This window comes from Rhodococcus zopfii NBRC 100606 = JCM 9919, assembly GCF_001895025.1.
GTDB lineage: Bacteria > Actinomycetota > Actinomycetes > Mycobacteriales > Mycobacteriaceae > Rhodococcus > Rhodococcus zopfii.
Genome location: NZ_BCXI01000057.1, coordinates 24,707 through 39,204, shown reverse-complemented (window position 1 = coordinate 39,204; position 14,498 = coordinate 24,707). Strand labels below are relative to the sequence as shown.

Sequence of the window (14,498 nt, the reverse complement as noted above, 5' to 3'; positions counted from 1 at the left end):
GGCTCCGAAGCGGATTGGTCGTGCTTCCTCATCTGTCCCGGAGCGTACGACCGGCGTTTCCACTGCCGGAGAGAAAGCGCAGTACGACGAAGACATGCAACTTCTCCTCCGCCTCGGGCTCCTGAAAACGGGCCAGGTACTTCGTTTTCCACAGCCACGAAAAGGATTGACACACAAGGCGATTGTCCAGTCGGACGGAGAGTTGAGGTTCCAGAACACTCGCTACCACTCGCCAACCGGTGCTGCCAATGCTGCGGCTGGAACCTCCAACAACGGCTGGCTTGTATGGCGTCTTGCGGATGGACGAAACCTTGATGCTCTGCGTGCCAAGGCTCGTAGAGAAATGGAGCGGAAGTAGCAGGCACGTCGAACGGATGGTCAGGATTGAAGCCGCACTTCGATCGGGAACTCCGCCAAGCAAACCTCTCCGGAGGTCAGCCGCAGATTTACGATCCCAGGCCGGCTGACGGTCAAGGACACTCGCCCCACCAGAGACCGCCTGACGATCGCGTCTTCCCAATCTGGAACCTCGGCGTCGAGAGTGCCATCGGCTTCCGCGTCACCTTCCTCGGAGTCGGCCTCGATGCGCAGCTGGAGCAAGGTGTTCGCGGCGATGGACCCGAAGTCGACCATGGCGACCCATCCCGTAACGAAGGACGCCGGCAAGCTCTCCACCCCGAAGTAGGAAGGCCCAGACCCGAGGGTGAACAAGAGGCCTTCGGAAACGCGCGCGGCATCTGTAGTAAAGAAGGCACGAACCGACAACCCGGAAGTAACGTCACCGGTATCGGCCGGGCGGCCTTGGAACCGAAGGACTCCACCTCCACCGCCGCCTCCACCCGGCCACCTGCCGTGGCCGCCGTCAAGGCTGACGTCGACTCCTTCAGGTAGCCGGGCGATTCCCACAATCGTCAATTCGCCACCGTTGCCTCCACCGCCACCGGCGTACCCGCCTTCACCGCCCACCTTGAAGATTGCGTTTCGGAAATCCATATGGGTGGAACCGGATTCGTACAAGGTGGCCGTTAATTGCAGTGCGGCAAGGAGGCCGTCCGGTTCAGGTGGCGGGGGCGCCGTCTTGGCGGCTTTCTCGTGGTCACTCTTCACGCTGCGCAAATACTCGGTGGTGAACTCGTCGAGGTTGTTCTTGTCGTCGATCACCGCATGATGCACTTTGCACATGATGATCAGGTTGTCGAAGCCGTGGCGTTCTTCATCGGTTTGAGCTGCGTCGTATCGCGGACCCCCTGCGTTGTGGGCGTTGATGTGGCACACCTCGGATACGACTGTCCCAGTCGTGGTCTCGACGATCTGGATGGTGCACCCAGGAAACGCGCAGCGATTCATCGACAATGCGTAAAGTCTCTTGATCACTGCATCTCGGGGTCGTGTGATTCGGTTGGTCATCGGGTCTGGATCCTCCGTGTTGTGCGCGCTCTTCGATCAGCTGACCAAGGACCATGTGCCGCAACGCTTGCTGGTGAACGCCACATCGCTCGGCAGAATGGTCACCACTGCAGGTCCGCTCTCGTTTCCGTTCGCGAGGATCTCGCCGAATCCACCGCTGGTGCCGCTCGAACGCTGCCAATAGCAGCGTGAACCGCCGCTGTTCCGGTAGGTACCGGGATTGATGTCGATACCTACCAGGTAGATGCCGTCGCCGTTGATGACGTTCTTCGCTGCCTCGCGCTCCTTCGGCAGCAACTCCTGCTCGCGTCGTGAGAGATCGGCGCCCTTCTCGTCGAGGGTCTTCCGCCTACTGTCGAGCGCCGCGTTCGAGGCCTCCTTCGCTTCTGCGAAATCTCGTTCGCGTTGTGCGATCTCCTCGTCGCGCTGATCGGCGTCCTGCTCGCGCTGGTCCAGCGCAGCTGAACGACTGTCGAGCGGATCGGAACCCACAACGAAGCCGATCCCGCCGCCAACGAGCAGTGCGGCGACGAGAGCGAGAAAGGCCGGCCAACGTCGGCGCTTCCGGGGACTCACCGTCGTCGTTGCGGCAAGGTCGGCAGAGGGAGGGATGTACTTGGACAAGACGGTTTCCTGTCAACGTCGTTACTCCGCGGATACGTGGTGTTCCGTACGGAGTGCACTCGCCTGTACGAGAGCCGGACAGATTTGCACAACCCTCCGACAAGTTCGTGACGGCTCTCTACTTGCCGCGGGGAGCCGCAGGCGCGCGACCGTGAGGTGGCGAGATTCGCGTGTCGAAACGTGTGCTGGCGAGTCGGCGCTCGGCCAGCCCCACCAAGTCGAGGATCTCCCGCGCGATGTACCCGGTGGTACCGCGCTCGACGCTCTTGCGGGAGAGGATGCCGGCTTCGGCGAGTTCCTCCAGGGAAGCCCGTGCCGCCGGAAACGAGACTTCGAGAATTCTCTCCACCGTTCTCGCCGTCAGAACTGGGGCCTCAGGGAGGCGATCCAGCAACCGTGCAGTGGCGGAACCTGCACGAGGTTCGGGGCGCAACCCTCGTCCGGAGCGGAAGGTGGTCAATCGATCTGCCCACGCCGATTGAAGTTCCGCCACGTCGTCGGCCAGCCTCCGAGCCTGCTCCGTGGCGATGTGGGCCGCTTCGATGAAAAGGCTCAGCCACGTGGACACACCCTCGATCGATTCGGCGGCCGTGGGTTCACCGAGATATCGGTAGGCGGTGAGGCCGTCGACGTAGCGCTCGCTGAGGGTGGCCAGAACCAGGCTGATCGGGAGCACCGCATCGGGTGAGAGTCCGCGTCGCGCGAGAACGGTGTGGATCAGTGCTCGACCGACCCGGCCGTTACCGTCGGTGAAGGGATGAATCGTTTCGAACTGTGCGTGGATCATGCCCGCCTGCACCAGTGGCCCGTGAAGCCCGCCGTTCAGGTATGCGACGAGATCTTCCATGAGGCTCGGAACGAGATCGGGAGCTGGAGGAACGAACTCTGCTTCCAGCGGATGCCAGTTCGAGCCGCCGATCCAGTTCTGGACTCGACGTAATCCGCGATGTCGCTCGTCGGGCAGAAGAGCCGCGTGGAGCGATTCGACGTCGCCGACTGTTACCGCTTCTGCAGAGACGAGCTCGTTCGAGGCACGGCGAAGGACGGTGATGTTGTTTGCCACGAGGCGTGCTTGTGCGCTGAATCCGCGCACCTCTTCGCTCTGCGCCAGTTCGGCCAGCGCGACCTGCTGGGGCGAGGGCGCTATTCCTTCGATCATCGAACTTGCGATTGCCTCGGACCGCAGAAGCAGGCGAGACAGAGCTGCCAGACCGGCTGCGCCAGGCCCGGTGCTGAGACTGCGGATCTCCCGCTCTGTAATCGCTGCTCGCGCAGTTACTTCAGGAGGCAGTACCAGCGCCCGAGTGGTGAGGAGGTCCGGATGGTAGGTCTCGTAGGTACCGCCGCGGCGATCGCGCGCCACCAGGCCCGATGTGAGGTCGGGCTCCCAGTATTGCTTGCGGACGTCGGCCATGGCGGATTTATCCCTACATCGTGAGGCGAACCATCAAAGTTTGATGTATCAAAGTTTAACAGCGGTGTCGTGGATTGAAGGTTGACGAACGGCGACGCTCCACAGAGCGCTGTCGCAGCCTTCGTGTAGCGTCACCCGGCTCGACACCGATACAGGCACGATGGGTCGATACACCTACGACCCGGCGCGAGGAGGAACAGAGGGCATGGCGGGGAACTTCGACTTCCTTCAGGCCGAGTGGCCACAGCTACACGCCGAGGCGAAGAAGGCCGAGCGCGACGCCCTGTTCGACCCGCGCACCACCTGCTTCTACGCGCGCCGCACCGTCGAACTCGTCGTCAAGTGGCTCTACCGGGTCGAAGACATCCAGGTGCCCTACAAGAGCGACCTTGCCGCCCGCCTCCATGATCCGGTCTTCAAGACAGCGGTGCCTCCGCAGGTGCTCCCGAAGATGAACCTGATCCGGGAGTACGGCAACAAGGCCGTTCACGAGGCGAAGCCGGTCTCGCAGGACGTCGGCCACCGAGTGCTCGCCGAGCTCTTCCATATCCTGTCGTGGCTCGCTCGCACCTACGCGACCCAGCCCAGCAGCAAACCGGCGCCCAACGCGCAGTTCGACCCCGCACGACTTCCCAAGCCCGGCGGTGGGGCAGTGGTGGTGAAGTCGCTGGCCCAGCTCAAGAAACTCGAAGACCAGCTCGCCGAGAAGGATCAGCAGCTCGAGGACGCCGAGGAACAGCGACGTCTGCTCATCGAGCAGCTCGAAGGGCGCAACGCGGAGATCGAGGCGAAGGAACTCGTCACCAAGAACCTCGAAGAGCTCGTCGCGCAGCTCAAGCGGCAGGTCGCCGAAGCACAGGCGGCCGCCCGCGCCGTGCCCGACACGCACGACTACGACGAAGCACAGACCCGCCGCGACATCATCGACCTGCTGTTGGCCGAGACCGGATGGTCGGACGACAAGGTGGGCAAGGAAGTGCCCGTCACCGGCATGCCCGACGGCAAGAACGGTTTCGTCGACTACGTGCTGTGGAGTGCGGACGGATTGCCGTTGGCCGTCGTCGAGGCCAAGCGCACCTCCAAGGACGCCGTGGCGGGTCAGCAACAGGCCAAGCTGTATGCCGACAGACTCGAAGCCCAATACGGTCAACGGCCGATCATTTACTACACCAACGGTTTCGAAACCTACATCTGGGACGACCTGCACTACCCGCCTCGTGAAATCGAAGGGTTCCACACCCTTGACGAACTGACGCTCGAGATGCAGCGGCGGCGCACCCGTAAACCGCTCGCCTCCATCGAGATTCCCAAGCACATCGCCGGTCGCCCCTATCAGGAAGAAGCGTTGCGTCGGGTTACCGAGCACTTCGAGACCGATCGTGAGCGCGCCGCCCTGTTGGTCATGGCAACGGGGTCGGGTAAGACTCGCACGGTCATCGCGCTCGCCGACATGCTCATGCGGGCCAACTGGGCCAAGCGCGTGCTCTTCCTCGCCGACCGCGTTGCCCTGGTCAAGCAGGCTGCGAACGCGTTCAAGACTCACCTGCCCGACTCCGCACCGGTCAACCTGCTCACTGACAGGAACACCGAAGGTCGCGTCTACGTCGCGACCTATCCCACGATGATGGGCCTGATCAACGAGATGGAGGACGGCAAGCGCCGTTTCGGTCCGGGGCACTTCGACCTCGTCGTGATCGACGAGGCGCACCGGTCGGTGTATCAAAAGTACCGCCGTATCTTCGAGTACTTCGACTCGCTGCTTCTCGGGCTCACCGCGACTCCCAAGGACGAGGTCGACTACAACACCTACAAGCTGTTCAACCTCGAAACCGGCGTTCCCACAGGCAACTACGACCTCGACGACGCCATCGCCGACGAGTACCTGGTGCCGCCGCGCGCCGTCACCGTCCCGTTGGCCTTCCCGTTGAAAGGAATCAAACGCAGCGAACTGTCCGAAGAAGAACGTCAGCGGTGGGAGTCGACCGACTGGGGTGACGACACCGACGACGACGAGCTGCCCGACGCAGTGGCCGCCGAAGCCGTCAACAAGTGGCTGTTCAACACCGACACCGTCGACAAGGCACTCGAAGTGCTGATGACCCGTGGCCACAAGGTTGCCGGCGGCGACCGTCTGGGCAAGACCATCATCTTCGCGAAGAACCAGAAGCACGCGCAGTTCATCGCCGACCGGTTCGACTACAACTATCCCCAGTACAAGGGCAGTTTCGCGCGAGTCATCACGCACTCCGTCTCGCACGGGCAGGACCTGATCGACAAGTTCTCGCAACGTGACCAGGAACCGCACATCGCGATCTCCGTCGACATGCTCGACACCGGCATCGACGTCCCTGAAGTGGTCAACCTCGTGTTCTTCAAGCCGGTCCGCTCGAAGTCGAAGTTCTGGCAGATGGTCGGTCGTGGCACGCGTCTGTGCCCCGATCTGTACGGGCCGGGGCAGGACAAGAGCGACTTCTTCATCTTCGATCTGTGCGCGAATTTCGAGTTCTTCGAACAGCACCCCGCGGCCGCGGAAGGTGCGCTTACCCGTCCGCTCTCGGCGCGCCTGTTCGAAGCACGAACCGACCTCCTTGTCGCCCTGAACAAGACAGCCGGCTACCCGGAACTGCGGACCGAAACCGCCGACAGGCTTCACCGCGAGGTGCTCGGCATGAACCCCGAGAACTTCCTCGTGCGTCCGAAACGGCGTGCGGTCGAGAAGTACTCGGATCGGGCAGCGTGGGACTCCGTCAGTGAACAGAAGGCGGCGGAGATGGTCGAAGCCCTCGCGGAGCTGCCCACAGCCGTTCGCGACAGCGACGAAATGGCCAAGAGATTCGACCTTGTCGTCCTGCGGGGACAGTTGTCGGTGCTCTACGGCGACGGCGCGCTGCCGAAATACGAGACACCGATCCGGGAAGTTGCGGACGGACTGCTCGAGCAACTCTCCATCCCGAAGGTCGCGGCGAAAGAACTGCTGCTCCGGGAGGTCGCGTCGGACGCATGGTGGCAGGACGTGACACCCCCGATGCTCGAACACGCTCGCAAGGAAATCCGTTCTCTGGTAGGACTTCTCGAGAAGAAGAAGCGCACCATCGTCTACACCGACTTCCAGGACACCCTCGGTGAGATCGTCGAACGCGACATGCCGGAGCTGCGCTCGGGAACGGACACCGACCGGTTCAAAGCGAAGGTCCGCGACTACCTACGTCGCCAGCCCGACAACCTCGCGCTGCAGAAGCTCCGCTCCGGGAAAGCGCTCACGGAAGCCGATCTGCATTCGCTCGAGGACTTGTTGGCCCGCAGTGGCGCCGGTGAACCAGAAGACCTCGAACGGGCCGTCGAGAATGCCGCCGGCCTCGGACGCTTCATCCGGTCGCTGGTCGGACTCGACCAGAAGGCGGTTCAAGAAGTCTTCGCCGAGTTCCTGGACGGGAAGACGGCCACAGCGAGCCAGATCGACTTCGTCGGCTTGATCGTCGCTCACCTGACCAAGCACGGGGAGATGGATCCGGCGCTGCTGTACGAGCCGCCATTCACCGACTACGCACCGCAGGGACCGGATCAGGTATTCGCGCCGGACCTCACGATGCGGCTCGTCGACAGGATCCGGGCCGTCAGCGACTCCGCGGAGGCCCAGCCCGCGTGACGAGACGTTCTGTGTGGATTTGTGCCCGCTGAGCGAACACAAATCCACACAGAATGTCCTGAGCGTCAGGCCTGCGCGTACAACTTGTCGATCTCCTCGGTGTACTTCGCGTCGATCGGCTTGCGCTTGAGCTTCATCGTCGGGGTCAGTTCGTCCCCGGACGGCTCCCAGATGTTCGGCAGCAGCGCGTACTTCTTGATCTGCTCCACGCGGGAGAGCTTGGCGTTGGCGGCCTGCACGGCCTTGTCGACCGCCTCGACGACCGCGGGATCCTTCGTGAGTTCCTCGTGGGTTCCCGTCAGGCCGTGCTCGGCGGCGAATGCGGCGAGCGCATCCGGGTCGAGCGCGAGCAGCGCGACGTTGTACGGACGGTCGTTGCCGATCGCGGCGGCCCCGCCGAGCATCGGGCACGCGGCACGCAGGGCGCCCTCGATGTTGGCGGGCGACATGTTCTTGCCCGACGCGTTGACGATCAGCTCCTTCTTGCGGTCGATCAGCCGCACGTAGCCGTCGTCGTCGATCTCCGCGATGTCGCCGGTGTGCAGCCAGCCGGCGGCATCGATGGTGTCGGCGGTCTTCTCCGGGTCGTTCCGGTAGCCCTTCATCAGCAGCGGCCCGCGGACGAGGAGTTCGCCGTCTTCGGCGATCTTGATCTCCACGCCGGGCACGACCTGCCCGACGGTGCCGATGCGGATGGCGTCGGGCCGGTTGATCGTCACCACGCACGACGTCTCGGACATGCCCCACACCTCGGAGCACGGGATGCCGAGGGCGAGGACGAATTCGAGGACCTCGGGGGAGATGGCGGCGGCGCCGGTGACGGCGGCTCGTACCTGGTCGAGGCCGAGTTTCTTCCGGACCGCAGAGAGCACGAGCTTGTCGGCGAGCGCGTGCTGGATCTCCAGCGTCCTGGGTACCGGCTTGCCGTCCGACATCAACCGCGCACGTCTGCGACCGACGTCGATGGCCCACAACGCAAGCTTCTTCTTGATCGGGCTCGGTTCCTCGGCGAGGGTCTTGTCGATCGCGGCTTTCACCTTGTACCAGACCTGCGGTACGGCTCCGAACAACGTCGGCCGGACGGTCGGCAGCACCGCGATGGCCTGCTTGAGGTCGTCGAGGGTGGTGATCTGCATCCCGGTGTACATGCTCGAGTAGTGCGCACCCCACCGGTTGGCGATGTGGGCATCCGGCAGGTACGACACGATCCGGTCGTCGGGACCGGTCTCCAAGATCGTGCTCGTCGACTCCAACTCGGCGAGGAGGTTGGAGTGGGTGAGTTCGACACCCTTCGGCGGTCCGGTGGTGCCGGACGTGTAGATCAGCGTCAGCAGGTCCGACGGCTGCACCGCCTGCCACGTCGCGTCGAAGTCGAACGACGGGTCGGCGGCGGCCTCGAGCTCCTCGAGGGTCATGGTCCCCTCGGGGTGCGCGTCGACGCATATCAGTTTCTCGACGGCAGTGCCGGGGATGGCTTGCTGCAGCACCGGGACGAACTGCTCCTCGCAGATCATCACCTTGTTGCCGGCGTTGCCGAGCACGAACGTGATCTGTTCGGCGGTGAGGGAGTTGTAGATCGAGAACGCCGCGGCCCCGGCGTGCATGGCGGCGGTGTCGACGAGATGGAACTCGGGCCGGTTCGTCAGCATCAGGCCGACGGTGTCGCCCGGTTTCACGCCGAGCCCGGCCAGGCCGGCGGTGAGTTTGCGGACCTTGTCGGCGTAGGCGCGCCACGTGTAGCTGACGGAGTCGTCCGGGGTGCGCACGGCAACCCGATCGGGATACTTCGCGGCGGTCGCCTGGAACGCCTGGCAGAGAGTGGTTGGTGCGGTGGTGCTGGTTGTCATCGCTGCTCCCCTGAAGATTGTGGCGAACAGCGTAAAACGGACTGAACACGCACGTAATCGCATTGGTGAGAGTCACTGCGCCACAAGCGACGCAGACCGCGAGGCTCGTGACGGACGATCAAGCGACGGGCACCGGAGGGCCTCCGCCCGCTTCGGCACCGAACCGGTTCAGGGCCGCTCGAACCGCTCCTGCCGGCCCAGCTTGCGCAGCCGCATCCACTCGCGCAGTCCGGCCGGGTCGCGCCGGCTGACCAGGAAGTACCAGCCGAACCGCAGCCACTCCTGCGGCAGCAGCTTGCGCATGCCCGGCTGCGACAGCAGATAGCCGCGGTTGCGGTAGGTGAAGAAGCGCTTTGTGTCGTTGTCGGGGTACTGCGTGTGCATGCGGCCGCCGAGGATCGGTTTGAACTCGTCCGCGCCGTCCGGATGCAGATAGGCGGTTTGCAGGCACGTGCCGAACGGCAGACCCGACCGCACCAGCCGTCGATGCACCTCGACCTCGTCGCCGCGCACGAACAGCCGCAGATCCGGCACGCCGACGGCGTCGATCGCGGCCGCGGTGAACAGGGCGCCGTTGAACAGCGACGCGATGCCGGGCAGCAGGTCCTCGTCGCCGAGTTCGCTGCGCCGGCGCCGCCACACGACACCGCGCCGCAACGGAAACGCGAGACGGTCGGGGTCGGCGATGTCGCACACCACCGGCGACACCTCCGCCAGGCCGTGCCGGTGCGCGCACGCCAGCAGGGTTTCGAGGACTTCGGGACCGTCCGGGCGGCCGTCGTCGTCGGCGAGCCACACCCGGTCAGCGCCGAGCGCGAGCGCGTGCAGGATGCCGAGCGCGAACCCGCCCGCACCGCCGAGATTGTGCTTGGACCCGATGTAGGTGGTCGGCAGGTCGGCGGATTCGACGAGCACACGTACGTCGTCCTCGTCGGCGTTGTCGACGACGACCAGGTGGTCGAGCGGCCGGGTTTGCGACGCCAGCACCTTCAAGGAGTCGGAGAGCAGCTCCCGGCGCTTGTGGGTGACGACGACCCCGACGATCAGTTCAGGACGGTCAGGCACCGCCGGCACCCGTCGCCGCCGTGCCGTTCGAAACAGCCCCGTTCGCTACCGTCCCGTTCACTTCCGCGCGTTCGCGCTCGAGTTCGGCGATGATCGTGCGCACGTGATCGCCGGCGTCGTCGCCCTCGTAGGCGCGCACGACCTCTTCGATGCCGCCCTGCTCACGGATCCGTCCGTGGTCGATCCACATCGCCTGGTCGCACAGCTGCGCGAGGAATTCGTTGGAGTGGCTCGCGAACACGAGGATGCCGGAGCGCGCGACGAGTTCCTGCAGGCGCACGCGGGCCTTCTTCATGAACTCGGCGTCGACCGCGCCGATGCCTTCGTCGAGCAGCAGGATCTCCGGGTCGATGCTGGTCACGACACCGAGGGCGACGCGCACGCGCATGCCGGTGGAGTAGGTGCGCAGCGGCATCGACAGGTAGTCGCCGAGTTCGGTGAACTCTGCGATGTCGTCGACCTTCGCGAGCATCTGCTTGCGGGTCATGCCCAGGAACATGCCGCGGATCAGGATGTTCTCGTACCCGGAGATCTCCGGGTCCATGCCGACCCCGAGATCGAAGACCGGCGCGACGCGACCGCGGACGCGTGCGGCACCGCGGGTCGGCTCGTAGATCCCGGACAGCAACCGCAGCAGTGTCGACTTGCCGGCACCGTTGTGTCCGACGAGCCCGACACGGTCGCCTTCCTTCAGCGACATCGTGATGTCGCGCAGCGCCTCGACCACGACGACGTCGGAGTCGTTGCGGCCGATCGCTCCGCCCGCCTTGCCCAGGAACGCCTTCTTCAGCGAGCGGGTCTTGGCGTCGAAGATCGGGAAGTCCACGCACGCGTTACGTGTTTCGATGCTGACCCGGCTCACGATGCTGCTCCAGAGACTGACACGGGTTCCGAGGGTACCGGGCGTGCTCCGGGGCACGCCCGGCCCGGACCCCGAATGTGACTACAGGTACTGCCCGGTGCCCGGCGCGCCGGGGTTGTGCGACTGGCGGTCGTCGGGGTTGTGGAACTGCCCGCCCAGCCCGGGCGGCAACGCACCCTGGCGCATCTGCTCGAGCTGCGCTCGCGCCGCCATCTGCTGCGCGAACAAGGCGGTCTGGATGCCGTGGAAGAGTCCTTCGAGCCAGCCGACGAGCTGGGCCTGCGCGATGCGCAGTTCCGCGTCGGACGGCACCGCGTCCTCCCCGAACGGCAACGCGAGGCGTTCGAGTTCCTCCCGCAGCTCGGGAGCGAGGCCCTGCTCGAGCTCGCTGATCGAGGATCGGTGGATCTCCTTCAGCCGGGTGCGGCTCGCATCGTCGAGGGGAGCCGCCCGGACCTCCTCGAGCAACTGCTTGATCATGGTGCCGATCCGCATGACCTTCGCGGGCTGTTCGACCATGTCGGCGAGGGACTCGCCGTCGCTCTCCTCGGTCGTCGCGGCTGTGTCGCCGTTCGTGCCGGGGCGGGGGACCGTGACCGGCCGACCGTCGGGACCGATCACGAGGACGGGCTCGTTCTCCGGATGCGTCATACATCCATCTTGTCTCGTCGTTGCGACCGGTGTCGCCCCGCCCCGGATCGCGTGTGGAACAACCGCTGTTCGTGGGCGGTGACACTGCTCCATTCGTCGTGCTCGTTCGGGGCGCGGACACCACTTCATTGACAGCGGGATTTAGAGTGTCACGCATGGCTTACGACGTTGCCCGGATCCGGGGGTTGATTCCCTCGCTCGGCGACGGGTGGACCCATTTCGATCCGCAGGCCGGCATGCAGATTCCCGACGCGGTCTCCCGCACGGTGTCGACGGCGTTCCGGAATTCCACCGCGTCCTCGTCGGGCAGGCACATGTCCGCTCGCCGCAGCGCGGCGATGCTCCAGACGGCGCGGGAGGCGATCGCCGACCTCGTCGGGGGCGAACCCACCGGGGTGGTGCTCGGTTCCGACCGGTCGGTGCTCCTGGGGTGGCTCGCCGAGGCGCTGAGCTCACGGCTCGGTCTGGGTACGGGGATGGTGCTGTCGCGGCTCGACGACGAGGCGAACATCGCGCCCTGGCTGCGCGTCGCCAGCCGCTACGGTGCGCAGGTCCGCTGGGCCGAGGTGGACATCGAAACCTGCGATCTGCCCAGTTGGCAGTACGAAGAGCTCATCACGTCGACGACCCGGCTCGTCGCGTTGACCGCCGCGTCGTCGGTCGTCGGATCGGCCCCGGACGTGCGCGTCGTCGCCGATCGCGTGCACGAGGTCGGTGGCCTGATGGTCGTCGACGCCGCCGGTGCCGCCCCGTACGCGCACATCGACATGGACGATCTGGGCGCGGACATCCTCACCGTCAACGCGTCGGCGTGGGGCGGACCGCAGATCGGTGCGCTGGTCTTCCGAGATCCCTCGCAACTGGACCGGATCCCGTCGATGTCGCTCGACCCGAACGCACGCGGACCGGAGCGGCTCGAGGTCGGCGGGCACCAGTACGCGCTGCTCGCCGGGGTCGTCACCTCCATCGACTTCCTCGCATCCCTCGACGACGAAGCGACCGGTACCCGCCGCGAGCGACTTGTCGCGTCGATCAGTTCGATGCAGGACTATCAGGACCGGCTGTTCGACCGGCTCACCCGGCAACTCGACAACCTTCCGGGCGTCATGGTGATCGGTCGCGCCGAGAGCCGCGTGCCGACGCTGAGCTTCACGATTCCCGGACTGCCCGCGGAGAAGGTCGCCGCGCACCTCGCGGACCGCCGCATCGCCACCGTGACGACCGGCCGCGGATCCAGCCGGCTGCTCGATTCGCTGGGCGTCGGCGAGGAGGGCGGGGCCGTGAGCATCGGTCTCGCCCCGTACACCACGCGCTACGAGATCGACCAGCTGGTCCGCGAGTTGCGCGCGATGACGGAGTGAGACCGGACCGCATTACCGGTTGATCGTGAGCACCACCTTGCCGACGGTGTCGGGGGCGTCGAGCATCTCGTGGGCCGCGGCGGCCTCGGTGATCGGCAGTTCGGCGTGCACGACGGCATGCACCTTGCCCTCGGCGATCAACGGCCACAGGTTCTCGCGGACCGAGGCGACGATCTCGGCCTTCCCGGACTTCCCGGAGTCGGGTCGGCCGCGCAGACCTGTCGCCAGGACGTGCCCGCGCTTGGCGAGAAGCTGACCGAGATTCAGTTCGCCCTTCGATCCGCCCTGCATACCGATCACGACGAGCCGCCCGTCCGGTGCGAGGACGTCGATGTTGCGGGGCAGGTACTTCGCGCCCATGTTGTCGAGGACGACGTCGGCGCCCCCGAACGTCGCGCGCACCTCCTCGACGAAATCCTGGGTGCGGTAGTCGATCGCCAGGTCGGCGCCCAGTTCGCGGCAACGGTCGAGTTTGCCCGCCGACGCAGTGGTCGCGACCTTCGCGCCGAGCGCCTTCGCGACCTGGATGGCGTGGGTGCCGATGCCGCCACCGCCGCCGTGCACGAGGAACACGTCGCCGCGGTCGAGCCCGGCGGCCATGACCACGTTCGACCACACCGTGCACGCGACCTCGGGCAGGGACGCGGCGACCGCGAGGTCCATGCCCTCGGGCACCGGCAGCAGCTGCGACGCCGGGACCGCGACCTGTTCGGCGTAGCCGCCGCCGGACAGCAGCGCGCAGACACGGTCGCCGATGTTCCAGTCCGTCACGCCTTCGCCGAGTTCGGCGATCACACCGGAACATTCGAGGCCGAGGATGTTGCTGGCCCCGCGCGGCGGCGGGTACAGGCCGCGACGCTGCAGCAGATCGGCACGATTGACGGCGGTCGCAGCGACATCGAGGAGGACTTCACCCGGGCCGGCGACCGGATCGGGCTGCTCGTCCCATCGCAGGACGTCGGGTCCGCCGGGTTCGGTGACAACGATTGCGTGCATGTGTTCGAAACTATCGCGTCGTCGTTCGTCTGCGCCGCACAAGTCCGTACTACGGGTGGGTGTTGCCGGTGGCGCGGCCGATTCCGATGCCGGAAACAGACCGGCCGGTCGCGAAACGGTCAGGGCTGACTACAATCCCTGCGTGGACGCCGAACACGACGAGCCGAACTGGCTGACCGCCGACGAACAGCATGCCTGGCGAACGTATATGGACGGCAACCATCGGCTCATGGACGTTCTCAATCGTGACCTGCAGGATGCCCACGGGCTGAGCCTCGCCGAGTACCGGATCCTGGTGCTGCTGTCGGAATCCCCGGACGGGCGGTTGCGCATGAGCGACCTCGCCGACGGTGTGCTCTCGTCCCGCAGCCGGCTCACCCACCAGATCCGCCGCATGGAGGATCAGGGAATGGTGTCGCGCAGCGCGTGCGTCGAGGACGGTCGCGGGGTGCTGGCCATCCTCACCGACGAGGGGCGCCGACGCCACGGCGAGGCCGCGCCCACCCATGTCGCGAGCGTCCGCCGTAACCTCATCGACCTGCTGAGCAAGTCCCAGATCAAGGCTCTGGCCCAGATCTTCGCCAAGGTTGAGGCAGCCATCGGCGACAGGTGATCGCCCTGTGGT

The 14,498-nt window shown here is 65.6% G+C and carries 12 protein-coding genes; 4 read left to right on the top strand and 8 right to left on the bottom strand.

The genetic code is table 11. The annotated features are described in order from the left end of the window. Positions 1-358, top strand: a 358-nt coding sequence (locus tag RZ1_RS27170) for a DUF4357 domain-containing protein (protein WP_169918140.1), incomplete at its 5' end; no start/stop codon positions are given. A gap of 20 nt (positions 359-378) precedes the next feature. Here RZ1_RS27170 and RZ1_RS27165 read toward each other — a convergent pair. From RZ1_RS27165 to RZ1_RS27155, 3 genes are all read right to left on the bottom strand, one after another. Beyond that, positions 379-1,407: an HNH endonuclease gene (locus tag RZ1_RS27165; RefSeq protein ID WP_139282012.1), complete on the bottom strand. Its 1,029-nt coding sequence runs from the start codon at positions 1,405-1,407 to the stop codon at positions 379-381. A gap of 36 nt (positions 1,408-1,443) precedes the next feature. Beyond that, positions 1,444-2,031, bottom strand: coding sequence for an Rv1352/Rv1906c domain-containing protein (locus RZ1_RS27160; RefSeq protein WP_139282011.1), 588 nt, complete (start codon positions 2,029-2,031; stop codon positions 1,444-1,446). A 118-nt stretch (positions 2,032-2,149) separates the two neighbouring features. Continuing rightward, positions 2,150-3,445, bottom strand: a complete 1,296-nt coding sequence (locus tag RZ1_RS27155; RefSeq protein ID WP_072815778.1) for a Fic family protein — start codon at positions 3,443-3,445, stop codon at positions 2,150-2,152. 205 nt (positions 3,446-3,650) lie between these two features. On the opposite strand from RZ1_RS27155, the gene RZ1_RS27150 reads away from it, so the two are divergent. Further along, on the top strand, positions 3,651-7,091 hold the full coding sequence (locus tag RZ1_RS27150) for a DEAD/DEAH box helicase family protein (protein ID WP_072815776.1): 3,441 nt from the start codon (positions 3,651-3,653) through the stop codon (positions 7,089-7,091). Between the two features lie 65 nt (positions 7,092-7,156). Here RZ1_RS27150 and RZ1_RS27145 read toward each other — a convergent pair whose 3' ends face one another. The 4 genes from RZ1_RS27145 to RZ1_RS27130 form a co-directional block, all read right to left on the bottom strand. After that, entirely contained in the window at positions 7,157-8,938 is a 1,782-nt protein-coding gene (locus tag RZ1_RS27145; RefSeq protein WP_072815775.1) for an AMP-dependent synthetase/ligase, read from the bottom strand. Between the two features lie 168 nt (positions 8,939-9,106). Next, complete coding sequence (gene glfT1, locus RZ1_RS27140) at positions 9,107-10,003, bottom strand: galactofuranosyltransferase GlfT1 (RefSeq protein ID WP_072815796.1); 897 nt, start codon at positions 10,001-10,003, stop codon at positions 9,107-9,109. Next, the gene (gene wzt, locus RZ1_RS27135; RefSeq protein WP_139282013.1) at positions 9,996-10,868 is read right to left on the bottom strand and encodes a galactan export ABC transporter ATP-binding subunit Wzt/RfbE; all 873 of its coding nucleotides are present in this window, start codon (positions 10,866-10,868) and stop codon (positions 9,996-9,998) included. The genes glfT1 and wzt overlap by 8 nt, the downstream gene beginning before the upstream one ends. 78 nt (positions 10,869-10,946) lie before the next feature. Then, complete coding sequence (locus RZ1_RS27130; protein ID WP_072815771.1) at positions 10,947-11,516, bottom strand: bacterial proteasome activator family protein; 570 nt, start codon at positions 11,514-11,516, stop codon at positions 10,947-10,949. 155 nt (positions 11,517-11,671) lie between these two features. Here RZ1_RS27130 and RZ1_RS27125 point away from each other — a divergent pair, with 155 nt between their 5' ends. Then, on the top strand, positions 11,672-12,877 hold the full coding sequence (locus RZ1_RS27125) for a cysteine desulfurase-like protein (protein WP_072815770.1): 1,206 nt from the start codon (positions 11,672-11,674) through the stop codon (positions 12,875-12,877). Positions 12,878-12,889: 12 nt separating this feature from the next. On the opposite strand, the gene RZ1_RS27120 is transcribed toward RZ1_RS27125, so the two are convergent. Further along, on the bottom strand, positions 12,890-13,873 hold the full coding sequence (locus RZ1_RS27120) for an NAD(P)H-quinone oxidoreductase (RefSeq protein WP_072815768.1): 984 nt from the start codon (positions 13,871-13,873) through the stop codon (positions 12,890-12,892). Between the two features lie 208 nt (positions 13,874-14,081). On the opposite strand from RZ1_RS27120, the gene RZ1_RS27115 reads away from it, so the two are divergent. After that, entirely contained in the window at positions 14,082-14,486 is a 405-nt protein-coding gene (locus RZ1_RS27115) for a MarR family winged helix-turn-helix transcriptional regulator (RefSeq protein ID WP_169918142.1), read from the top strand. Positions 14,487-14,498: the final 12 nt, after the last annotated feature.